Origin of the sequence: Labrys sp. LIt4 (assembly GCF_017813775.1) — a bacterium.
In the GTDB taxonomy this organism is placed as follows: Bacteria; Pseudomonadota; Alphaproteobacteria; order Rhizobiales; family Labraceae; genus Labrys; species Labrys okinawensis_A.
This window is the reverse complement of sequence record NZ_JAGIPY010000010.1, coordinates 12,500-34,608: the sequence shown is the minus strand read 5'-3', so window position 1 is coordinate 34,608 and position 22,109 is coordinate 12,500. Positions and strand designations below refer to the sequence as shown.

Genomic DNA, 22,109 nt, shown 5'->3' with positions numbered 1-22,109 from the left:
TTATCAGGACTGCACGAATTGCAGCCATGTCGCGCGAGCTCATTCGATATCCGCTTTCAGGCGATCAGCGGCAGCGCTTCAATGACCGAGATGGAGGCGCAAAGTAGTCATTCCGGTGTGCCGGCTCCCCTCTCCCCCCTTCGATAACCGGCTCCCCTCAAATCCCCCACCTCATTCCCCCCCGACTTGCCCCCGTCACATCCCTGTGGAACCTTGCCTGCTCCACTGCCTTTCGGGATGCCCGCCATGTCTCGTCTCAATCGCCGCCAGACGCTCGGCCTCGGCCTGGCCGCCGGCTTTTCCGTCACCATGCTGTCGGGCGCGGCCGAGACCGCCGAGGCGGCGCCGGCCGGCACCACCTTCTCGCTGCTGCTCGTCAACGACATCTACAAGGCCGGCGACACCAAGGGCCGCGGCGGCTTTGCCAAGCTGGCGGCCGTGGTCAAGGCCGAGCGCGCCCGCGGCGTGCCCATGCTGTTCTGCCATGCGGGGGATTGCTTCTCGCCCTCGCTGATGTCGGGCTTCGACCAGGGCGAGCATATCGTCGCCCTCACCAACATGATCCGGCCCGACATCTTCGTGCCGGGCAATCACGAGTTCGATTTCGGCACCGAGGTCTATTTCAAGCGCATGGGGGAAGCGAACTTTCCCTTCTACGCCGCCAATATGCGCCGGGCCGATGGCAGCCCGGTCCCCGGCATGAAGGACAATTCGATCCACGAGCTCGGCGGCATCAAGGTCGGCGTCACCAGCCTGGCTTTGGCGGCGACGCCCCAGATGTCGCAGAGCGGCGACCTCATCTTCGCGCCCGAGCTGGAGACGCTGAAGCGCGAGGTGGAGATCCTGCGCAGAGAGGGCGCCGAGTTCATCGTCTGCGTCGCCCATATCGATCGCGCCATGGACAATGAGATCGTGCGCTCCCGGCTGGTCGACGTGCTGCTGACGGGCCACGACCACGATCTCGCCATCAGCTATGACGGCCGCACGGTGATGGTGGAATCCAATGAGGAGGGCAATTTCGTCACCGCCATCGATTTCGTGGTGACGGCGAGCGGCGAGGGCAAAAGCCGCAAGATCGCCTGGCTGCCGAGCTTTCGCGTGCATGACAGCCTGTCGGTCGAGGCGGACCCCGAGGTGCAGGCCGCGGTCGACAGGCTGGAGGCCGACCTCTCGCGCGAGCTCGACGTCGAGATCGCCACCACCGCCGTCGAGCTCGACAGCCGCACCGCCAGCGTGCGGTCGCAGGAGACCGCCATGGGCGATCTCATCGCCGATGCCATCCGCGCCCGCACCGGCGCCGAGTGCGCCATCACCAATGGCGGCGGCATCCGCGCCAACAAGGTCTATCCGGCCGGCGCCAAGCTGACCCGCCGCGACATCCTCTCCGAACTCCCCTTCGGCAACACCACCGTGCTGGTCGAGCTCAACGGGGCCGACATCAAGGCCGCGCTCGAAAACGGCGTCTCGCAGTTGCAGAACTATGCCGGCCGCTTCCCGCAGGTCTCGGGCTTGGCCATCACGGTGGATGCCAAGGCACCGGTGGGCGCGCGCGTCACCTCGGTCAGCGTCAACGGCGAGGCGCTCGATCCGGTCAGGCGCTACAAGGTCGCCTCCAACAACTTCATGCTGGCGGGCGGCGACGGCTATGACGCCATCGGCCGCGGCCGCGTGCTGATCGGGGCGACCGACGGCAAGCTGCTCGCCAATGAGGTGATGGTCTATCTGCGCGAGAAGGGCACGGTGACCACCGGCGTCGGCGGGCGGATCAGGGTGGAGGGCTGAGGGGCCTGGGGGCACGGGCTCTTTACCCTCCCCTCGATGGGGAGGGTCGACGCGAAGCGTCGGGGTGGGGTGACCTTCTTATAGGAAACTGTCCTTCGGTTGACGACGGCCTGCGCCATCCCACCCCGCCCCGGCCTTCCAGGCCGACCCTCCCCATCGAGGGGAGGGTAGAAGGCGTGCTCTCATCGCAAAGCAGGCCCACGGACGACGCCCCCGCGCCTCCGGCCCGCCCTCAATGCCCGTGATTGGCGCCGACGCCGGCCCTCGCCTGGCGCGGCACCGGATCGGTGGAGAGCAGCGGCGCGACGATGATGTCGGCCAGCCTGTCGGCATCGCCGCTGAAGCCGTGGCCGCCGGCCTCGCGCAGGATGGCGAAATCCGGGCGCGCCTTGGCCAGGGCCGGGCAGGCCAAGGCGGCCATGCGGTCCTCCTGGCCGTAGATGCACTGCACATTGGGCGCGTCGATGCGCGCCGCCTCGGGCAGGAGCGCGATCTCGTTGGGATAATCGTCGTCGCTGAGTTCCACCCGCATGTCCGTCGCCGGCGTGATCGATAAGAGGGAGACCACCGCGACGATGCGCTTGATGCGCAGCGGCAGGCGGTTATAGACCAGCGGCAGCGCGTCGCCGCCGAAGGAATAGCCGACCAGCGCCACCCGATCGACCGGCCAGGCGGCGCGGTAATGCTTGATGATGCGCTTGAGATCGGTGGCGACCTCGCCCGGATCGCGCTTGGCCCAGAAATAGCGCCGGGAATCGATGGTGACCACGCCGACGCCGCGCCGGGTCAGGGCCGTGGCGAGGTCGACATTGAGCTGGCCCATGCCGCCATCGCCCGTCAGCACCACGGCGAGCCGATGGGCCGGCTCGCTGGGCTCGGAGACGTAGAGCGGCAGGTCGGAGAGCTCGTCCGGGCCATGCGGGCCGGCATCCTTGCCCAGGGCCTGCGCGGCCTCCTCGGCGGCGCCCTCGTCGCCATCCTCGATTTCCCGCAGCGCGTCGAGGCTGGCGGTGGTTGCGGCCGAGACGTCGGCGCTGGCGAGGGCCGCCTTGTCGACGAGGCAGGCCGAGACCGTATCGGGCTTCATCGTGGTGGTATGGACGGCGATCACGCCGGCGATGCGATGGCTGTCGGCCTGCAAAGCGAGGGACCGCGCGGCATCGCGGCCGAGGCCGGCGCCGGCCAGCACGGGCGTGACATAGGGCGCGATCGCCTGCTCGCGCTCGATGCGCAGCGTGGTGTCCTCGATATGGCCGGCGAGTTCGGGGCAGGTCATGCGGTGGCGGCCGCCGGCGGTGCGCCGTGCTGTCGGCCAGTCCAGGCCGATCACCAGGTCGCCGCGCTGGCGGAATTCGCCGGCGAGGGTTTCCTCGTCACGGCCGAAGCCGTCCGCGTCGGACAGCAGCACGATGACATTGGCCGGCTTGTCGGCGGGCTGGTAGAGCTTGACGTCGTCGAAGATCGCGTCCCGCACCTCCTGCGAGGGCGCGGCCTGCGCCGCCGCCGCCAGCTGCGCGAGAATCATCAGGGCGGACAAAGCAAGGAACAAACGCATGGATCACCCAACGGCATGCGACGGCCCACCGCTTCGCATGCCCAAGGACATGGCCTCGGTTCCGGATCGCACCGCACTCCAGAACCGACGAGATGTCCTGAGGTAAGCTATGCCCCACCCGTCCTGCTGTCGAGTCCGCGATGGGGCATCGGCCCATCACTTCATGTTGATGCGCGTCATCATCACGGCGGCCAGGATAAGAATGCCGCCGACGAGCTGGTCGAGGCTCAGGGCCTCGCCGAAGACGAAATAGGCGATGACGGCCGACAGCACCGGATGCGAGAGCAGGATGATCGCCACCACGCCGGCAGGCAGCCGGCCGATGCCGACCGCGCTCAGCCCCTGGCCGAGCACCTGGCAGATCAGCCCGAGGCCGATCACCACCGCCCAGCCCTGCGGCGACTGCGGCAGGAAGGTGCCGCCCTCGACCAGCACGATGGCGATGAGGCCGAAGGCGGCGACCACGGTGGAAACCAGCGAGGCGTCGGCGGCCAGGCGCGTGTTGCGCGCCACCCTGAGCGCCACGAGGTAGAAGGCGTAGGCCAGCGCCGCGCCGAGGGCCAGGAGATCGCCCTTGCCCATGGTGAGGCCGGTGCGGTGGGCGCCGCTGGTGATGGCGACGCCCACCAGGGCGATGGCGAGAGCCGCCAGCACCGCCGGGCGGATGCGGTCGCGCAGCAGCACGAAGCCGGCGACCACCGAGGCCACGGGCGCCAGGTTGGAAATGAAGCTGGCATTGGCCACCGAGGTCAGCGGCAGGGCGGCATGGTAGAAGGCGAGATCCCCGGCAAAGGCGACGCCCGCGAGGCTGGCCGCCAGCAGGCCCGGCCGGGTCAGCAGCGACGCCATGCTGTGACGCCCGGCCCGCCGCCTCTCGGCCTCGGCCCAGACGAACAGCACCGGCAGCGAGAAGACCAGCCGCCAGAAGGCGGCGGCGGCCGGGGCGACATCGGCGAAGCGGATCAGGATGGGCGACCAGGCGATCGCCAGCACGGAGGCGATCATGGCGCCCAGGCCGACGGAATCGAGCGCGGGCAGGCTGGCCGGACGCGGGGCGGAAGCGATGTCGCTCATGGCAGGCTCTATAGCGTTTTGCGATTTGACGGAGTCACCCAGAATCGCAAAGACGCGTTAAAACAAAGAGTTAGAGCAAATAAGCGTTCAGTCATGAACGCGCTTTGCTCTAGGGCTGGTACTCGTACCTGGTACTCGTACTTGGACTCGTCGACGGACAAACGGATCGAACTGGCTCGACCTTTGTCATTGCCGGGCTTGACCCGGCAATCCACGCTCCTTTCAGGCCGGGAAGACGGAGCCGCTGGATGCCCGGGTCAGGCCCAGGCATGACAAAGGTGGTGCTTCAATTGTCTCCGGATCGGGACTTGCGGGCAGAATACGCCGCGCTTCACATAAGCGAAAACGAATGTATCTTATGGCAGGATTTCATTTCCTTATGGATCGGCCCCGATGCGCCATTTCGATACCGACAGCCTGGAAACGCTGGTCACCATCGTCGATCGCGGCGGCTTCACCGCCGCCGGCGAGGCGCTCGGCAAGACGCAGGCGGCCGTCAGCGTCATCGTCTCGCGCATGGAGGCACGCATCGGCAAGCGCCTGCTGGAACGCTCGCGCAAGGGCGTCACCCCGACCTTCGCCGGCGAGATCCTGATCGGCTATGCCCGCCGCATCCTCAGCCTGGAGGACGAGGCGCTCGCCGCCATCGGCGGCGACGAGGCGGCCGGGCGGGTGCGCCTCGCGGTGCCCGACGACTTCGTCGACATGATGGTGTCGCCGCTGATCGGCGCCTTCTCCCGGCGCTTTCCGCGCGTGCAGCTGGAAATGCGCTGCGACCTCTCCTTCCGCCTCGAGCCCATGCTGGAACGCGGCGAGGTCGATCTTGCCATCATCACGCAGGATCCGGCCCGTCCGCTCGGCGAGGTGCTGCGCCGCGAGCCGAGGGCCTGGTGCGCGGCGCGCGACCACCGGCCGGAACTGATCGACCCGCTGCCGCTCGCCATGTTCCCGGAGGGCTGCCGCTGCCGGCCGGACGCGCTCGCCGCCCTCGACGCCATGGGCCGGCCCTGGCGCATCGCCTATACGTCCAGCCACATGCCCGGCATCCATTCGGCCGTGAATGCCGGCATGGCGATCACCATTCTCGGCATTTCCTCCATTCCCAAGGAATGGCGCCGCCTGGGCGAGGAGGAGGGCTTTCCGGAGCTGCCGCATCTCGACATCGCCCTGGTCGTGCCCGCCAATGCCAGCGTCGCCACCAAGCGCTTCGCCACCTTCCTGCGCGAGACCGTGCTGCAGCAGGAGTCCCTGGCGGCCTGAGGAGCGTCAGAACAAAGAGGCTTGTTTGATCGGGCCGCGTTACGGTCCGGACAGAATGTCCGGCCTCCGGCGCTTCCTTGGAACCGTCAGCCGCCCAGCAGCGCTCCCTTGATCCCCTCCGCCCGCGCCGAGAGCAGGAAGGCGGCGCTTTCGGCCAGCGCCTCGCTTCCGCGGCCGAGCAGGTTGATGCGCACGCCATGGTCGGCGGCACTGCGCGCGGCCGCGGCCGCCAGCCCGGCCCGGCAGGCCGCCTGCGGCCAGGCGTCATCGCCGCCACCGACGACGAACAGCACGCTGCCCCCCGGCGCCAGCACCGGCAGCGCCGCCTGGAGGGCCTCGATACCATGGCCGAGATTGAGCGCCAGCTCCGCCTGCCTGGCTTCCCGTTCCTGCCCCTGCCCCGCCGCCATGGTGGTGTTGCAAACCAGGCCATCGAGGCGCCCGAAGATTTCGATCACGGCGCCGACGAAGGCGGCTGCCTCGCCCGGTACGGCAAGGTCGCAGGCATAGGCCAGGCAGCGCCCGCCATGGCCCTCGATCACCGCATGGGCCTCGGCCAGCTCCTGGGCCGAGCGCGCCGCGATCGCCACCGCCGCGCCCTCCGCCGCCAGGCGCTCGGCAATCGCCCGCCCGACGCCCCGCGAAGCACCCGTCAGGGCGATGACCTTGCCGGCAAGTTCCAGATCCATGCGGCCCCCATTCAAACTCGAACCGCGACACTGTCAGATTGGTGAAAAGGGGGCAACTGAGAGGGCGCAGGCTTTTCGGGTTGACGGGCATCTTACCCGTTCTTGGAAGCGCTGCGCTTGTCGGATGGCAAGAACGGGCAAGATGCCCGTGCACCCGAAGAAATCACCGCATCAGGCGCGGCACCGTGCCGGTCAGGCCGGTGGCCTCCCGGATGAACAGCCGCTTGGCGGCCGGAAAGCGCTCGACCAGGCCGAGGCCGACATCGCGCACCAGGCGGATGGCATCATGGTCGTTGGAGAAGAGGCGGTTCAAGCCGTCGGTGGCGATGCCCATCGAGACGGTGTCGAAACGCCGCCAGCGCTGGTAGCGTTCCAGCACGTCCGGGCTGCCGATATCCAGCCCGAGGGCCGCCGCATCCACCACGCATTCGGCCAGTGCCGCCGCGTCGCGGATGCCCATATTGAGGCCCTGGCCGGCGATGGGATGGATGATATGGGCGGCGTCGCCCACCAGAGCCAGCCGGTCGGCGATGAAATTGCGGGCGATGCGCATCGACAGCGGGAAAGCCGCGCGTGGCCCGATCACCTTGAGCTCGCCGAGCTTGAGACCGAAGCGGCGCTCCAGTTCGGCGTGGAAGCCGGCATCGTCGAGGCTGAGGATGCGGTTCGCCTCCCCGGTTCTCTCCGTCCAGACCAGGGAGGAGCGCCGGCCGGTCAGCGGCAGGATGGCGAAGGGGCCGGCGGGCAGGAAATGTTCCTCCGCCCGCCCTTCATGGTCGAGTTCGTGTTCGACGGTGGTGACGATGCCGGACTGGCCATAGTCCCAGCCATGCATGGCGATGCCGGCCTGCTCGCGCAGCCGCGAGCGCCCGCCATCGGCCGCCGCCAGCAATTGCGTGGCGATGTCGTCGCCCGACGGCAGTTCGGCGGTGATGCCGTCCTCGGTCAGCTTGTAGCGGCTGACGGAAGCCCCCTGCCCGCGCAGCTCGACGCCGAGGGTCTCGGCCCGCGCCACCAGCGCATCGAGCAGCAGCCGGTTCTCCACCATATGGCCGAAAGGCTCGCCCGGCTCGACATCGCCGGCGAAGGACAGGAAGCTCGGCCGGATCGGATCGTCGAGCTTGGAATCGGTGATCACCATGTCGAGGATCGGCTGGGCCTGGTCGGCCACTGCCTGCCAGACGCCGAGCTTCTCCAGGAAACGCCGTGCGCCGGTGGCGATGGAGGACGAGCGCGGATCGCGCGAGGGGCCCTTGCCGAGCACAGGATCGACGATGACGACCGAAAAGCCCGCACCGAGCTCGGTCTTCAGAGCCAAAGCGAGACCAAGGCCGGCGAACCCGCCTCCGGCGATGACAAGATCGGCTTTGCCGGCCATTTCCGCACCTCGTGCTTGACTTTCGACGGCAGGATCGGCTGCTCTGCCTTCCATCAAGGAAAGCCTCATGTCCGATCCCTTTGCGAATCTGATCTCGATACTCGATCTCGAACAGCTCGAACACAATCTTTACCGCGGCACGAGCCCGCAGGGCGGCTGGCAGCGCGTTTTCGGCGGCCTGGTGATCAGCCAGGCCCTCGTGGCGGCAACCCGGACCGTCGAGCCCGACCGGCATGTGCATTCCCTGCACGGCTATTTCCTGCGCCCCGGCGATCCCAGCGTGCCGATCATCTACCAGGTCGACCGGCTGCGCGACGGCAAGAGCTTCACCACCCGCCGCGCCATCGCCATCCAGCATGGCCAACCGATCTTCTCGCTTTCCTGTTCCTACCATCGCCCGGAAGAAGGCTGGCACCATCAGGCGACCATGCCTGACGTGCCCACCCCCGATCAATTGCCGAGCATCGCCGAGCTCAAGGACCAGTTCCTCGGCCATCTGCCCAAGGTGGTCCGCGACTATTGGGAGCGCGAGCGGCCGATTGAGCTCAGGCCGGTCGACATGAAGCGCTACACCGCGCGCACGCCCCAGGAGCCGCGGCAATATATCTGGATCCGCGCCGCCCGTTCGCTGCCCGACGACCGCGCCCTGCACGAGGCGGTGCTGGCCTACACCACCGACATGACCCTGCTCGACACCACTCTCGTCGCCCATGGCAAAAGCGTATTCGATCCCGACGTGCAGCCGGCGTCGATCGACCACGCCATGTGGTTCCATGCCCCGTTCAAGATGGACGAATGGCTGCTCTACGCGCAGGAGAGCCCGTTCACCGGCGGGGCCCGCGGCTTTGCCCGCGGCGAGATCTGGCAGGAAGGCCGCCTGATCGCCTCGGTGGCCCAGGAAGGCCTGATCCGCAAGCGCTGGGACAAGCCGCCCGGCTGAGTCAGCTTGGCCCGGGGGGCTCGGACGGTCGGCGCTATTTCGCCGTGAAGAAGGTCAGGAGCACCTTCCCCTTCTCGCCGATCAGGCAGACGAAGCGGTCCGGCCGGCCCGCCTCCTTCCCTCTCTTGATATAGGCCTCGCCCAGGACGACGGCCTTGACCGGCACATCGCCGACCTTGGTATCCGCCGCCGAGACGGCGATGCTCTCCTGGTCGATGACGAGATCGGCGATATCGGGCGACTTCTGCTGAAGGGCAAGCAGGCCGCTTGCCTTGCAGGCCGTCACCTCCGGGGCCTCAGCCGCCTGGGCGTCGAGCGCTAGCAGCAGCCCGCCCGCGGCCAGAAGTGAGCGCAAAATCATCGCCATATGGTCAATTCCCCACCTTGCTCCAGCAAAATTGCCCTGGTTAACGCAAGGTGAGGTCATTTGTTCCGCGACTACCTGCCGATCGCGGCGAGAATGGATCTTTCCAGCACGGCGCCGTCGCCTTCCACCTGCACCATCTTGGTCCGGCTCGTCGCCCCTTGCGTGATCAACACGCGGCTGGCGGCCACGCCCAGCGCCTTGGCGACCAGCTTGACCAAGGCCTGGTTGGCCTCTCCGTCGGCAGGCACGGCACGCACCTTCGCCGTCAGCACGGCCCGGCCGTCCGACAGGGTTTCCACGCTGCCGAGCACGTCCTTGCCGCCGCGCGGGGTCAGGCGCATGGCAACGAGCAGGCCGTCCGGCGTGACTCGCCAGGGGATGGCAGGGTCACGAGCGCTCAAGGCACGTAGGGATAGATGTAATAGGCGATGATCCGCTCGATGAAGATCGCGATCAGGATCGCCACGAAGGGCGAGAAATCGATGCTCCCGAAATCGGGCAGGCGCCGCCGGATCGGCGCGAACACCGGTTCGGTCAGGCGATAGAGGGCGTCGCCGATCGCCGCCACGGTCGGGTTGCGGCGGCTCACCACGTTGAACGCCACCAGGTATGAAAACACCACGGAAGCCAGCACGATATAGATATAGAGCTGCAGCAGGATGAGGATGATGTCGAGGATTGCGCGCATCGGGTCTCCAAGCCTTCCGGGCCATTCACACCTGTCCCTGATCTAGCGACCGGGAGGTTGCACCGCAAGTGCGGCGGATGAGAAGAGGCGGACGCCGCGCCATTGCCTCTCACCGCGATCTCTGCGACACATTTATCATGAGCACGCATGATCACGATCACGACCATGACGACGAACATCATCATGGCGCGCCGCCCTCCCCGATGGCCGAGCGGGTGAAGAAGCTCGAAATCCTCCTGGTCGAAAAGGGCTATGTCGACCCGGCAGCCCTCGACGTCTTCATCGATACCTATGAGAACAAGGTCGGCCCGCGCAACGGCGCCCATGTCGTCGCCCATGCCTGGCGGGACGAGGAATTCAAGGCCTGGCTGCTGGAAGACGCCACCGCGGCCATCGCCTCGCTCGGCTATTCGGGCCGCCAGGGCGAACATATGAAGGTGGTCGAGAACCAGCCGGGGCTTCATAATCTCATCGTTTGCACCCTGTGCTCCTGCTATCCCTGGTCGGTGCTCGGCCTGCCGCCGGTCTGGTACAAATCCGCCCCCTATCGCTCGCGCGCGGTGATCGATCCGCGCGGGGTGCTGGCCGAGTTCGGCCTCACCCTGCCCGATGACACCGAGATCCGGGTCTGGGACTCGACGGCGGAGCTGCGCTACCTCGTGCTGCCCCAGAGGCCCGACGGCACCAAGGGTTGGAGCGAAATGGCGCTGGCGCAGCTCGTCACCCGCGATTCCATGATCGGCACCGGCCTTGCCATCCAGCCGGGCGGGCTGTGACTATCGTCAACAAGCACCTTGTCATCCCCGGCCGAGCTACCTGCAAGCATAGCGAGAGAGAGCGAAGCCTGTGACGATACCCTCGGCCTGCGGCCTCGCCGGGGATGACAAGTTCCGTCTCATTTGCGTTCGAAAGATCTTAAAACCCATGACCCGCTTCATTGCCAATGCCCGCATGTATTCGGTCACGCCGGAGGTCGAGGAGCACTGGAAGGCCCTGCTCGGCCATGTCATGGCGAGCGCCGGCGTGGCCTTCGACTATGAGCCCTACCCTGCCCCGCAGCCCCTGGAAGTGCTGTGGGAGCGCGACGATCTCGGCTGCGTCTTCATGTGCGGCTATCCCATCGCCTTCCAGCTCTCGGAAGTGATCCCGATCGCCGCGCCCATCCCGGCCGCCGCATGGGCCGGCGGCAAGCCGCTCTATCGTTCCGACCTGATCGTGAAAGCGGACAGCCCCTTCCGGCGCCTCGAGGATACGTTCGGGCACCGCATCGGCTGGACCGTCGAGCACTCCCACTCCGGTTTCAATGCGCTGCGCCATCATTTGCTGCCCCATCGCTCACCCGACCGTCCGGCGCTCTACCGCGAGGTCGTCGGCAATCTCGTCACCGCACGGGGGATTCTCGACAAGGTGCTGGCCGGCGAGATCGATGTCGGGCCGCTCGACGGCTATTGGCACGAGCTCATCCGCGCCTATCGCCCGGACCTGACCGAGGGCATCCGCGTGATCGGCTCGACCGGCCTGGCGCCGATCCCCTCCTTCGTGGCGGCGCCCGGCCTGCCGGCGGAGACGATCGTGCGGCTCAAGGCCGCCTTTGCTGCCGCCCATCACCAATCCTGGTTCCCTCCTCTCGGGCAGGCCTTGCGGCTCACCGGCTTCGCACCGGTGGAGCAGGCCGATTTCGACAGGACGCTGGCCTGGGACCGCGAGGCGCGGGAACAGGGCTACGCCACCATCGCCTGATATCGGGACCCGCCTCCCTCATCCCAAAGAAAAAGGGCGGAGAGACCCCCTCATCCGCCCTTCGAGAACCCTCCCGGATCCGGAAGGGCGTTATCTTTGATGGGAGCCGCTCAGTACAGCGGTTCGGGCTCCAGGCTCGAACGCCGCTTGGCCTTGGGGGCGGGGGCCGGCTCGGGCATGCCGCCCATATCCGCCTGCACGGCTTCGGGCTGGATACGGACCGTGGGAACGGTGCGCGACTGGGCCACCATGGGCCGCCGCGGCTTGGCCGCAGGCGCCGATGCCTCGACACCGGACGGTCCCTGCTGGAAGTTGAACTGCGGCTGGCCATTGCCACGGGCCGGCGGCAGGGCAATGTGGGCTTCATCCGTCTGGGCCGAGCCGACATGCGCCTTGCCGACGGAGCCGCGCGGGCGGATCGGAGGCAGCGCCTCCGGCGTCATGCCCGCATCCACATCATTCTGGGCGACCTGCACGTCGGGCACGGCATGGCGCTTGGCCGGGCCGAGGCGAGGACGGGCCGGCGGCAGGATGTCGATGACGGGATCGGCCTGCGGTCCGGCGGCATCCTGGTAAGCAACGGCAGTCGGCAGGGATTTGGCCGTGGGACGCGAATATTTACGCGGCTGCGGCGCGGGCATCGGTTCGGCAGCGGCCACCGTCGTCGGCAGCGGAGGCATCTCGGCCTGGGCCACCATCACCGGCGGAACGTAAGGCGCATCGCCACCGCGCCGGCGCTTCTCGTAGAAGGCGTTGCCGCCGGCAACGGCCACGTAATGCATGTTGTTGTAGGGATAGGTGTAGCCGGCCGTGTGGAAGAAATGCACATTCTTCGACATGCCGGGATAGCGCTTGCCGCTGAGCACCAGATCGGCGATGCGGAAGGCACGTTCGCGGCCGGAATCGTTCATCTTCTTGGTCAGCACGCCCGGGGCGAACTGCACGCGCTGGCCAACCGTGCCGCAGATCGAGCGCGGATATTTGCCGGACTCGACGCGGTTCATCACCACCGTGCCGACGGCGAGCATGCCGTCATCGCTGGACCGGTTGGATTCGAAATACATGGCACGCGCCAGACACTCACGCTCATTCGTGGTGCTGGCCACACGCGAGGACGAAAAGAGGGCGCAGCCGCCAAGAGCCGAGGTTGCCGCCGCAATCGCGAGGAAACGCAGGGCAGATGTGAGGGTTCGTGTCTTCATGCGCTCGTTGTGTCGTGAGAAAGTTAACGACCGGTAATCATTTTTGTGGCGGAATTGCAACGAGCCTGCAAAACTTCTCCATATGAGGGGCTTTTTAACGGGATGGTTACCCGAATCTTGCCAGCCGTGCCCGATTTGCAACACTTTGCGGCGTCGGAAGTGCCCTTTGGTTAACGAACTCAAGCACTGGATGGCCGCTCGCCGATCTCCTGGCACAGCCATTTGAGCAGGGTCGATATCGTGCGATGGCGCCAGCGCGCCTCCGGGGCGATCAACCAGTAACTGCCCAGCGAGACATCGGTGTCGAGCAGCTCGACCAGCCGCCCCGCCGCAATGTCCGCGTCGGCCTGCAGGCTGGTCGAGAGCGCTACGCCCTGGCCCGCCAGGGCCGCATCATGGGTGGACGAGGCCGACCACAGCCACGGTCCCTTCAGCGTCGCGGCCCGATAGCCGGCGAGGCGGAAGAAGCGATGCCATTGGCTGGCATTGTCTTCGTGGACGAGTTTCTGGCCGGCGAGATCGGCAAGGCTGGCAATCGGCGCCTGTGTCGCCAGCCAGGCCGGGCTGGCGACGGGAAAGATGCGCACGCGCTGGAGCAGGGCCGACATCACGGGCGACGTCGGCGCTTTCTCGGCGAAGATGATGGCGGCGTCCGCGTCATGCCGCGCGAAATCGGGCTGGTCGGACGTCGCCCGCACCACGATGATCGTGTCCCGCAGAGCCGCCTGCAAGGCATCGAGCCGCGGCGTGAGCCAGCGGGCCGCCAGGCCCGGCGCGCACCATAGCCGCAACTGGCCGCGCAGGTGCTGGGCCGGCCGCAGTTCCATGGTGACTTCGGCAATCTGCCCGAAAGCCGCAGTCGTCACTTCGAAGAGGCGGGCGCCGGCCTTGGTCAGCCTGACGCCGCGCGCTCCGGAGGTGACGAGATGGAGGTCGAACCAGGCTTCCAGGTGGCGCACATGCCGGGACACCACGGTGTGGCTGACGCCGAGCGCCTCGCCGGCCTTGCGCATGGAAGAAAAACGTCCGACCGCCTCGAAGGCCCGGAGCATGGACAAAGGCGGCAGTCGGCCGCCCAAGGCCGGTTCGGCGCCATCGGCGGCGTCCATGTCCTCGCTGCCGGATGCACCATCGTCCGAAGGACTGTTGCCTGGACCCGCCACCCCCATGTCCTTCCCATGCCCCAATTCCCAGGCCCGTATTCTCAGGCGCAGGCCCGACACGATGTCGGGGCCCTGCCCGCCGCAATACGTCGGCGGACTGGTGCCTCAAGGCTTCAGTGGTTACAAATCCGCACCACCGCGGCAGACATAAAACACCTGCCGCCTGCCGGCAAGACGTGGCAGGATTCTCCCCAAGCGCCTGATCAGCCGCAATCCAAGAGCGTCGTCACGAATGGCTCCGAACCGATCGGAAAACAGCCCGTCGATGGTCCCGCACCGAGATTGACGAGGCTGTCGTACAGCGCCATAGCATGCGCCCACAGCGCATTGATCAAGCAATCGGAGTTCGATCCATGAATGCACCGGCCACCAAGGCGCATGGCGCCAACCGCACCCAGACGGAGGACCTTCTGGAAAGGCGCGCCAGCGTCTTCACGCGCGGCATGAGCGCAGGCCAGCCGGTCTTCGCCGCCAAGGCCAAGAACTCCGAGATCTGGGACGTGGAAGGCCGTCGCTTCATCGATTTCGGCGGCGGCATCGCCGTGCTCAACACCGGCCACCGCCATCCCACCGTGATGAAGCGGGTGCAGGAGCAGCTCGATCGCTATACCCATACCTGCCTGATGGTCACGCCCTATGAGCCGGCCGTGCAGGTGGCCGAGAAGCTCATCGAGATCGCGCCGATCTCCGGCCCCAAGAAGGTGATGCTGGTCACCACCGGCGCCGAGGCCGTCGAGAACGCCATCAAGATCGCAAGAGCCCATACCGGCCGTTCCGACGTCGTGGTGTTCAACGGCGCCTTCCATGGCCGCACCCTCCTGGCCATGGCGATGACCGGCAAGGTCGTGCCCTACAAGACCAAGTTCGGCCCCTTCCCGGGCGGCGTCTGGCGCGTGCCCTATCCGATCGAGCACAAGGGCATTTCGGTCGACGACACCTTCGAATCGCTGAAGTGGCTGTTCAAGACGGATGTCGACCCCAAGAACGTCGCCGCCATCGTGATCGAGCCGGTGCAGGGTGAAGGCGGCTTCTACATCGCCTCGCCGGAATTCCTCAAGCGCCTGCGCGCGCTGTGCGACGAGCATGGCATCCTCCTGATCGCCGACGAGATCCAGACCGGCTTCGGCCGGACCGGCAAGTGGTTCGCCATGGAGCATTCCGGCGTCGAGCCCGATTTGATCACCACTGCCAAGAGCCTGGCCGGCGGCTTCCCGCTCGCCGGCATCGTCGGCAAGGCCGATATCATGGATGCACCGGAGCCCGGCGGCCTCGGCGGCACCTATGCCGGCAACCCCGTGGCCTGCGCCGCCGCGCTCGGCGTGTTCGAGGCCTTCGAGGCCGAGGACCTGCTGGACAAGTCGATGAAGCAGGGCGAAACCATCCTCAAGCGCCTCAAGGCCATCAAGCGCAAGAAGACGGGGCGCCCCATCGGCGATATCCGCGGCCTCGGCGGGATGACGGCTTTCGAGCTGGTCACCAGCCATGGCGGCAACGAGCCCGATCCGGCGGCGGCCAAGGCCCTGGCGGCCGAGTGCCTCGAGCGTGGCCTGATGATTCTCACCTGCGGCGTCTATGGCGAGACGGTGCGCCTGCTCGCCCCGCTCACCATCCAGCCCAAGGTGCTCAAGGAAGGCCTCGACATCCTCGAAGCCGCCTTGCTCGGACAGAAGTGAGCTCGGCGCGATGGGCCGTTTGCGGCTCCTCGCCATCACCATCCTGCTGGCGCTCCTCGGCGCCGGCGGGTCTGCTCTTGCCGAGGTCCGCTTCGGCAAGAACGTTTATATCGGCGGCCATGATTTCTCCAACCGCCACTACGGATCCGTGCATATCGAGACGACGACACGGCGCCCGCCATGGTATGGCTGCCGCTGGTATCGGCCCGGCTCGCGCTATCAGGGCCGTGTGATCCGCACGCGCACGCAGATCTGCAATCTCAGGCAAATTCCGTATTCGCAGAGGCGGCGCTAACGTGGTGGGCCGGTCTTCAGACCGGCTCTTGCGAGAGGCCCACGCCTGCTCAGCAGCTCTCGCGATAGATACCCTCCCTGCCATTTCTTGGCGGCGGCTCATCCATCAGAATATCCATGCACTCATCGGCTTCGCCAGCGGGTGAAAACTGCAACTTTCGCTGCAATCGCAGGAACGTCCCAAGATATTTCCAATCCTTCGAGGGCGTATCGTACTTCATCGCTAATGGATCGGCGGAAATCCTGAACGTGCCACCAAAGTCCATAACGGCAATGGCCTTTGAATCAACGCGGTATAGATTCGCTCTCAAATCCGGACCCCAATCCCACATGAGCTTTTGATCCAACGCGTTTCCATCATTGTCGACGACCGCGATAGATCGATCTTCACCATGCTGGATAACTGTTATAGTAATACCAAGATCTATTATTGTTCTACTAACTTCTTGATATTTTAAACAAAATACATCGGGCAAATAAAATCCAATTAAGATACCCAATGTCAGCAAAAACACGCTGCACCAATACCGATATTTGCGACCTGAATTTTCTCTTTTCTCCATAACAAGCAATTGAACGTCTTGTCATGAAGACATGTCGGCTCTCGCGACACAATTCCATGCAAAATTCGTGGATTATCAAAAGAAGGCCGTCACCCGTCCCAAACCGAAGCAGTCCCAGTGCCGGTCTAAAGACCGGCACACCAGAAGAAACCCTATACCGTCTCCCACGCGCCGCTCTTTTCCGAGCGGAACAGCGCGTCGATGATCTTCATGTTCTGCACGGCGTCGGCCGGCCCATAGGGCAGAGTGATCTCGCCGCGAATGGCGGCGGAGAAGGCATCGACCTCCTCGGCATATTGGTCGACCGGGGCGATGGTCTGCGCGACCGCCGAGGCGTCGCCAAGCTTGGAGCCATCGTCAGTATAGACGGTGACGGCCTCGGCCTGGGGTGCGTTGAAGGGAATGGTGATCTCGAAGCGCTTCATGGTGCCGACGATATCGACCCGCTGCAGCGGGGTGAGCTGCGTCGACACGGTGAATTCGGCGCGGCGCCCCTCGCCGAAATCGAGGATGGCCGAGGCGAGGCGATCGACGCCGGTCGCCGGATCGCGATCGACGAGGGCGACCACCCGCCGCGGCTCGGCCTCGAAGATGAAGCGGCCCGCGACGATCGGGTAGCAGCCGATATCCAGGATGCCGCCGCCGCCGATGTCGAGCTGGTTGCGCACATTGGCCGGATCGACATTGTAGTAGGAAAAGAAAGCCTGGATCGCCCTGACCTCGCCGAGCTCGCCCGAACGCGCGGCCTCCCTTGCCCTCAGCCATTGCGGGTGGAAGCGTACCATGAAGGCCTCCATCACCAGCCGGTCGCGCGGCAGCACCAGGAGCTGAGCCGCATCCTGGGCCGTCAGGCCGATCGGCTTCTCGCACAGCACATGCTTGCCCGCCGCAACGGCCTGCAGGGTGAGCGGCACATGGAGATGGTTGGGCAGCGGATTGTAGATGGCGTCGATATCCGGGTCGGCCAACAAAGCCTCATAGGACCCATAGGCCTTGGGAATGCCGAGCTCCTTGGCGGCGGCCTCGGCGCGGGCGAGGTCGCGCGAGGCGATGGCGACCGCTTCCGCGCCCTTTGCGCGCTGGATGCCCGGGATGACCTTGCCGGTGCCGATCCTTGCCGTCGACAGGATGCCCCAACGCGTCTTGGCCATGGCGATTCGCTCCCGAAAATAAGTCTGACATATGGATTCGACTCATTCTTGGCATGGCCGGAGGCCGGAGGAAAGACCCGCCGTCGCAGACGGCTCCGAGACGATTTGCGTCGCAAGCCGCGACCGAGGACGAGCTATGGACTCGACCTTCGAATTGGCGGCAGATAGACAGATCCGATCCTTCGGCAACAGAAATAGTTTCAGCCCATGAGCAACAACAGAACACGCCGCCCGGGCGATCCCTGGAAGAACGCCGAGGCGGTCTTCAAGCCCGCGGCGCCCAAGGCGCCGGCGGCTGCCGCTGCGCGGCCGGCGCTCCCAAATGCCAAGGAACTGGTTTCGCTGCGGATCGACCGCGACGTGCTGGAGCACTTCCAGGCCGATGGGCCCGGCTGGCAGGACCGCATCAATGCGATCCTGCGGGAAGCCTCCGGCGTCGGTCAGCAGCCCGGACTTCGGCCGGACGAGCTGAATGCGGAAAACGACGGCTGAAAACGCGCTTCAGCTCGTCACCAGGAATTCCGGGTCGGCCGGGATCTGCATGGCCGTGACCAGGTGATTGGTCTTGCCGGCCAGGCCGATGATGGCGAGCAACTCGCCATATTGCGCATCATCCATGCCCTTGGCCCGTGCGGCTGCCGTATGGGAATGCACGCAATATTGGCAGGAATTGGCGGATGAAACCGCGATATAGATCAGTTCCCGCGTGAGGGGATCGAGGGCGCCCTCGCCCACCATCACCGCCTTGACCTCCTCCCAGGTGCGTTTCAGCAGCACCGGATCATTGGCGAGGCCCCGCCAGAAATTATTGACGAAATCGGATTTGCGCGTGGCCCTGATATCGTCGAACACCTCTTTCGCGGCCGGATTGGCGGCGACCTCGTCGTCGCTGAGAAGTCTTACCGTCGCCATTGTGGTCTCCTTATGCAGATTGCGCGCTTAAGCGTAGCCATACGAACCCTCGAGCAAAGCGCGTTCGCACGTGAACGCTCGTCTGCCCTAACTGTTTGTTTCGACGCGTCTTTGCGATTCTCGGTGATTCCGAGAAATCACAAAACGCTTTAGCACGACGTTTGTCATTGCCGGGCTTGACCCGGCAATCCAGCTCTTTTCAGCATGATGCGTGCTTGGCACCTGGATGCCCGGGTCAAGCCCGGGCATGACAAAAAGGCAACGTTTCTACCGCGATGTCAGATAGTTCAACTGCGCTCCGGCCATGCGATCATTCGCGGGTTACCCCAGCCTCTCCCCGCTCTCGCCATCGAAGAGATGCAGGGCCCTGTCGTCAAACCCGATGCCGACTCTTTCCCCGATCTCGCGCTGGAACTCCTTGTCGACCTTCACCGTCACGCTGGCGCCACCGCAACGGCAGGTGACCAGCGAGTGATCGCCGATCAGCTCGATGGCGAAGACCTCGCCGGCGAACTTGCCGAGATCGGGCTCGGTTACCCGGCAATCCTCCGGCCGGATGCCGGCAACCGCCCGTGGCGCCGAACGGGTGTTCGTGGTGCTGAACCCGCCGGCCTCGGAGGAAAAACGCCCTTCCTTCAGCTCTCCCTCCAGGAAGTTCATCGGGGGGGAGCCGATGAAGCCGGCGACGAACAGATTGGCGGGCCGGTTGTAGATGTTGGCCGGCGTATCCAATTGCTGCAGCACGCCCTTGTCGAGCAGCGCCACGCGGTGGGCCAGCGTCATCGCCTCCACCTGGTCATGGGTGACATAGATGGTGGTGATACCGAGCTCGTGCTGCATGTGCTTGAGTTCGGCGCGCATATGGCCGCGCAGCTTGGCATCGAGATTGGACAGGGGCTCGTCCATCAGGAAGGCGGCGGGACGGCGGATGATGGCCCTTGCGAGCGCCACGCGCTGGCGCTGCCCCCCGGAGAGCTGGCGGGGCAGGCGGTCGAGCAGATGATCGAGCTGCACCTGGCGCGCCACGTCCTTCACCGCCGCCTCGATCTCCGCCTTGGGGCGTTTGCGCACCGTCAGCGGGTAGGCGATGTTGGCGAACACCGTCTTGTGCGGATAGAGCGCATAGGACTGGAACACCATGGCGATGTCGCGATATTTCGGCAGGACATGAGTGACGTCGCGCTCGCCGATCCGCACCGAGCCGGAGGTCACGGTTTCCAGCCCCGCGATCATGCGCAGGGCTGTGGTCTTGCCGGAGCCGGAGGCGCCCAGCAGCACCAGGAACTCGCCGTCCCTGACCTCGAGGTCGAGCCCCTTGACCACCTCGACCGCGCCGAAGGATTTGTGGACGTTGTTGAGCGTGACTTGCATCTTCACCCCTTCACGGCGCCGACCATCAGGCCTCGCGCGATATGCTTCTGCAGGAATGCAGCAATCACGATGACGGGCACGATCATGATGACAATCAGCACCGACATGTACCACCATTGCGGGCCGCGCGTGGTGTTCTGGGCCGAGACCAGCACCGGCATGGTCTGCGCATTGGCATTGGAGAGGAACAGGGCCAGAAGATACTCGTTCCAGGCCAGGATCAGCACCAGCATGAAGGTGGCGGCCAGGCCCGAGCGCACCAGCGGCAGGGCGATGGTGAAGAAGACACGCAGCTTGGAGGCGCCGTCGATCTCAGCGCTTTCCTCCAGATCCAGCGGGATGCCGGCGAAGAAGTCGCGCGTCAGCCAGACCACGATCGGCAGGTTGACGGCGGTGTAGGTCGAGATCAGCGCGATCTGGGTATCGAGCAGCTTCAGGTTCTGGAACATCACATAGATCGGCAGCACGGCCACGATCGGGGGCATGATGCGGTTGGAGATCATCCAGAATTCGATGTCGTTGTTGCCGAGTGCCGCCTTGAAGCGCCGGCCAATGGTGCCGAGGATCATGAAGAACAGCACCAGGGCGGCCGCCACCGCCGCCGGCCAGGGCACGGCGAACGCAGCCACGGCGACGATCGCGCCGGCAGCCAGAACGATGAAGGCGATGATCGCCGCGAGTTTCACCTGGAAACGGATGCGCACCAGGGCATAGGCGGCGAGCGAACCGATGATCAGGGCCAGGATCGTGCTCGCCAGCGCCACGATGATCGAGTTCACATAGGGCCAGAGCGTGTTGTTCTGGAACAGCATGAAGTTCCAGGCGTCCAGCGTGGGCTGGAAGTCGACGAAGGGCAGGTAATAGGGGCCGGCATCGACCTGGATCTGCACCTTGAGCGAGGTGACCAGCACCCAGTAGAGCGGGAAGAGCACCACCAGCGTCCAGCCCAGCAGCGCGGCATAGGTCAGCGCCTTCGGGATCGGCGCCAATTCCTCGAGACTGCGGCGTTCGAACAGGCGGCGCAGCAAAGGACGGTCGTCGGCGTCGGCACTCATCCCTGATACCTCCGGCTGGGGCGCACCACGAAATTGAAGAAGGAGACGCAGGTGATCGTCGACACGAAAAGGAGCAGGTAGCCCACCGCCGCCGAGCCGCCGAAATCCTGGGTGCGCCAGGCGATGAAGGAATGCAGGGTCAGCGACTCCGTCGCCAGGCCCGGGCCGCCGGCCGTGAGCACGTTCGGCATGTCGATGATCTTGAAGGCCTCGATCAGGCGGATCAGCACCACCGTGGCCGCCACCGGCGCGATCGCCGGCCAAGTGATGTCCTTGAAGATCTGCCAGGGGCCGGCGCCATCGAGATGGGCCGCCTCGAGCTGGTCGCGCGGCTGGTTCTCGATGGCGGCCAAGAGCACGATGAACATGAATGGCGTCCATTGCCAGGTATCGCCGACCAGCACCATCAGCCGCGCCGACCAGGCCTCCGTCGCCCAGGACCACTGGCTGACGCCGAAAAGCTGGCTGAGCGGGGCGAATGGCCCCTTCTGCATGTCGGCCAGCATGCGGAAGATGTAGGCCACGCCCACCGGCGTCACCATCACCGGAATGAAGAAGATCACGCGGAACCAGCCGCGGGCGCGGATCGGCTGGGCGCAGAGCAGCGCGAGGCCGAGCCCGATCAGGAACTGCACTGCCACACCCACCACGACATAGAGCAGCGTGTTCAGGAGCGTGCCGGGAATGCCGCCCGCCACCGTGGTGGCGAGCACGACATAGACGATGCCGGCGATCAGGCTGGCGGTGATCAGCCGGCCGAGGAAGCCGAAAAGCGTGAAGCCTTGGCGCGCGAAACGCACCAGCCACAGCGCCAGCAAGGCCAGAAGAGCGGCGAAGAGCAGCCATTCCAGCGGGCCGAAGGCCTTGAGCGTGCCGAGGAAATGATATTGCTGGGCACCGAGGAAGAGGCGCAGATAATTGTAGAAGCCGATGAAGGTGAGCGTGAAACTGCCGCCGGCGAGCTTGAAGCGCGACAGCGACAGATAGGCCGAAGCGACCAGCGGAAAGATGGCGAAGGCCAGCAGGATGAGCACCGCCGGCAGCACCATGATGCGGCCGGAATGGCGATCGACCCATTGCGAGAGACGCTCCCGCCGGTCCGCTTCATCGGGAATGGAGAGGTTGACGGCCATATTTTTCTCAACGCGTCGTTTTGAGATTCAACCGGTTTTAAGATGGCGCCGCTCTTTACCCTCCCCTGGAGGGGAAGGGTCGACGCGCAGCGTCGGGGTGGGGTGACTTTTTCGCGGCG

General features: G+C 65.7%; 23 protein-coding genes. 8 read left to right on the top strand and 15 right to left on the bottom strand.

Features of this window, described 5'->3' with window-relative positions; all coding sequences use genetic code 11:
- Window positions 1-246: 246 nt before the first annotated feature.
- The gene (locus J8I29_RS18800) at window positions 247-1,782 is read left to right on the top strand and encodes a bifunctional UDP-sugar hydrolase/5'-nucleotidase (RefSeq protein WP_209432839.1); all 1,536 of its coding nucleotides are present in this window, start codon (window positions 247-249) and stop codon (window positions 1,780-1,782) included.
- Between the two features lie 232 nt (window positions 1,783-2,014).
- Here the strand turns inward: J8I29_RS18800 and J8I29_RS18795 are convergent, their stop codons facing one another.
- Both J8I29_RS18795 and J8I29_RS18790 read right to left on the bottom strand, forming a co-directional pair.
- Entirely contained in the window at window positions 2,015-3,337 is a 1,323-nt protein-coding gene (locus J8I29_RS18795) for an AcvB/VirJ family lysyl-phosphatidylglycerol hydrolase (RefSeq protein WP_209432838.1), read from the bottom strand.
- 156 nt (window positions 3,338-3,493) lie between these two features.
- A complete protein-coding gene (locus J8I29_RS18790) occupies window positions 3,494-4,411 on the bottom strand; it encodes a DMT family transporter (protein WP_105864901.1) in 918 nt (305 codons plus the stop codon).
- A 393-nt stretch (window positions 4,412-4,804) separates the two neighbouring features.
- On the opposite strand from J8I29_RS18790, the gene J8I29_RS18785 reads away from it, so the two are divergent.
- A complete protein-coding gene (locus J8I29_RS18785; RefSeq protein ID WP_209432837.1) occupies window positions 4,805-5,671 on the top strand; it encodes a LysR substrate-binding domain-containing protein in 867 nt (288 codons plus the stop codon).
- Window positions 5,672-5,757: 86 nt separating this feature from the next.
- Here J8I29_RS18785 and J8I29_RS18780 read toward each other — a convergent pair whose 3' ends face one another.
- Window positions 5,758-6,360: an SDR family NAD(P)-dependent oxidoreductase gene (locus J8I29_RS18780; RefSeq protein WP_209432836.1), complete on the bottom strand. Its 603-nt coding sequence runs from the start codon at window positions 6,358-6,360 to the stop codon at window positions 5,758-5,760.
- A 163-nt stretch (window positions 6,361-6,523) separates the two neighbouring features.
- Complete coding sequence (locus tag J8I29_RS18775) at window positions 6,524-7,738, bottom strand: ubiquinone biosynthesis hydroxylase (protein ID WP_105864898.1); 1,215 nt, start codon at window positions 7,736-7,738, stop codon at window positions 6,524-6,526.
- 67 nt (window positions 7,739-7,805) lie between these two features.
- Here J8I29_RS18775 and tesB point away from each other — a divergent pair, with 67 nt between their 5' ends.
- Entirely contained in the window at window positions 7,806-8,678 is an 873-nt protein-coding gene (gene tesB / locus J8I29_RS18770; RefSeq protein ID WP_209432835.1) for an acyl-CoA thioesterase II, read from the top strand.
- A 34-nt stretch (window positions 8,679-8,712) separates the two neighbouring features.
- Here the strand turns inward: tesB and J8I29_RS18765 are convergent, their stop codons facing one another.
- The 3 genes from J8I29_RS18765 to J8I29_RS18755 all read right to left on the bottom strand — a co-directional run bounded on the left by J8I29_RS18765 (window position 8,713) and on the right by J8I29_RS18755 (window position 9,733).
- Window positions 8,713-9,045: a hypothetical protein gene (locus J8I29_RS18765; protein WP_348536080.1), complete on the bottom strand. Its 333-nt coding sequence runs from the start codon at window positions 9,043-9,045 to the stop codon at window positions 8,713-8,715.
- A 71-nt stretch (window positions 9,046-9,116) separates the two neighbouring features.
- Window positions 9,117-9,446, bottom strand: a complete 330-nt coding sequence (locus tag J8I29_RS18760; protein WP_245197140.1) for a DUF167 family protein — start codon at window positions 9,444-9,446, stop codon at window positions 9,117-9,119.
- Complete coding sequence (locus J8I29_RS18755; protein ID WP_068293246.1) at window positions 9,443-9,733, bottom strand: YggT family protein; 291 nt, start codon at window positions 9,731-9,733, stop codon at window positions 9,443-9,445. Before J8I29_RS18755 ends, J8I29_RS18760 begins: the two co-directional genes overlap by 4 nt.
- 137 nt (window positions 9,734-9,870) lie before the next feature.
- Here J8I29_RS18755 and nthA point away from each other — a divergent pair, with 137 nt between their 5' ends.
- Together nthA and J8I29_RS18745 are read left to right on the top strand one after the other, a co-directional pair.
- On the top strand, window positions 9,871-10,509 hold the full coding sequence (nthA, locus tag J8I29_RS18750) for a nitrile hydratase subunit alpha (RefSeq protein WP_209432834.1): 639 nt from the start codon (window positions 9,871-9,873) through the stop codon (window positions 10,507-10,509).
- Between the two features lie 148 nt (window positions 10,510-10,657).
- Entirely contained in the window at window positions 10,658-11,473 is an 816-nt protein-coding gene (locus tag J8I29_RS18745) for a PhnD/SsuA/transferrin family substrate-binding protein (protein WP_209432833.1), read from the top strand.
- A gap of 110 nt (window positions 11,474-11,583) precedes the next feature.
- Here J8I29_RS18745 and J8I29_RS18740 read toward each other — a convergent pair whose 3' ends face one another.
- Window positions 11,584-12,675 carry a cell wall hydrolase gene (locus J8I29_RS18740; RefSeq protein WP_209432832.1) on the bottom strand — a complete coding sequence of 364 codons (1,092 nt, stop codon included), beginning with the start codon at window positions 12,673-12,675 and terminating at the stop codon, window positions 11,584-11,586.
- 179 nt (window positions 12,676-12,854) lie between these two features.
- Window positions 12,855-13,838, bottom strand: coding sequence for a LysR substrate-binding domain-containing protein (locus J8I29_RS18735; protein ID WP_209432831.1), 984 nt, complete (start codon window positions 13,836-13,838; stop codon window positions 12,855-12,857).
- A 353-nt stretch (window positions 13,839-14,191) separates the two neighbouring features.
- Here J8I29_RS18735 and gabT point away from each other — a divergent pair, with 353 nt between their 5' ends.
- Together gabT and J8I29_RS18725 are read left to right on the top strand one after the other, a co-directional pair.
- The gene (gabT, locus tag J8I29_RS18730) at window positions 14,192-15,511 is read left to right on the top strand and encodes a 4-aminobutyrate--2-oxoglutarate transaminase (RefSeq protein WP_209432830.1); all 1,320 of its coding nucleotides are present in this window, start codon (window positions 14,192-14,194) and stop codon (window positions 15,509-15,511) included.
- A gap of 10 nt (window positions 15,512-15,521) precedes the next feature.
- A complete protein-coding gene (locus J8I29_RS18725) occupies window positions 15,522-15,806 on the top strand; it encodes a hypothetical protein (RefSeq protein WP_245197139.1) in 285 nt (94 codons plus the stop codon).
- 49 nt (window positions 15,807-15,855) lie between these two features.
- On the opposite strand, the gene J8I29_RS18720 is transcribed toward J8I29_RS18725, so the two are convergent.
- Both J8I29_RS18720 and J8I29_RS18715 read right to left on the bottom strand, forming a co-directional pair.
- The gene (locus J8I29_RS18720) at window positions 15,856-16,377 is read right to left on the bottom strand and encodes a hypothetical protein (protein ID WP_209432829.1); all 522 of its coding nucleotides are present in this window, start codon (window positions 16,375-16,377) and stop codon (window positions 15,856-15,858) included.
- 143 nt (window positions 16,378-16,520) lie between these two features.
- Window positions 16,521-17,519 (bottom strand): Gfo/Idh/MocA family oxidoreductase, encoded by a 999-nt coding sequence (locus J8I29_RS18715; protein ID WP_209432828.1) that lies wholly within the window; start codon window positions 17,517-17,519, stop codon window positions 16,521-16,523.
- A 207-nt stretch (window positions 17,520-17,726) separates the two neighbouring features.
- Between J8I29_RS18715 and J8I29_RS18710 the strand changes: the two genes are divergently transcribed.
- Entirely contained in the window at window positions 17,727-18,011 is a 285-nt protein-coding gene (locus J8I29_RS18710; RefSeq protein ID WP_209432827.1) for a BrnA antitoxin family protein, read from the top strand.
- 9 nt (window positions 18,012-18,020) lie between these two features.
- Here the strand turns inward: J8I29_RS18710 and J8I29_RS18705 are convergent, their stop codons facing one another.
- From J8I29_RS18705 to J8I29_RS18690, 4 genes are all read right to left on the bottom strand, one after another.
- Window positions 18,021-18,431 (bottom strand): carboxymuconolactone decarboxylase family protein, encoded by a 411-nt coding sequence (locus J8I29_RS18705; protein WP_209432826.1) that lies wholly within the window; start codon window positions 18,429-18,431, stop codon window positions 18,021-18,023.
- A 321-nt stretch (window positions 18,432-18,752) separates the two neighbouring features.
- Window positions 18,753-19,802, bottom strand: coding sequence for an ABC transporter ATP-binding protein (locus J8I29_RS18700; protein WP_105865677.1), 1,050 nt, complete (start codon window positions 19,800-19,802; stop codon window positions 18,753-18,755).
- Between the two features lie 2 nt (window positions 19,803-19,804).
- On the bottom strand, window positions 19,805-20,857 hold the full coding sequence (locus tag J8I29_RS18695) for a carbohydrate ABC transporter permease (protein ID WP_105865676.1): 1,053 nt from the start codon (window positions 20,855-20,857) through the stop codon (window positions 19,805-19,807).
- Window positions 20,854-21,990, bottom strand: a complete 1,137-nt coding sequence (locus tag J8I29_RS18690) for a sugar ABC transporter permease (RefSeq protein WP_209432825.1) — start codon at window positions 21,988-21,990, stop codon at window positions 20,854-20,856. Before J8I29_RS18690 ends, J8I29_RS18695 begins: the two co-directional genes overlap by 4 nt.
- Window positions 21,991-22,109 lie beyond the last annotated feature (119 nt).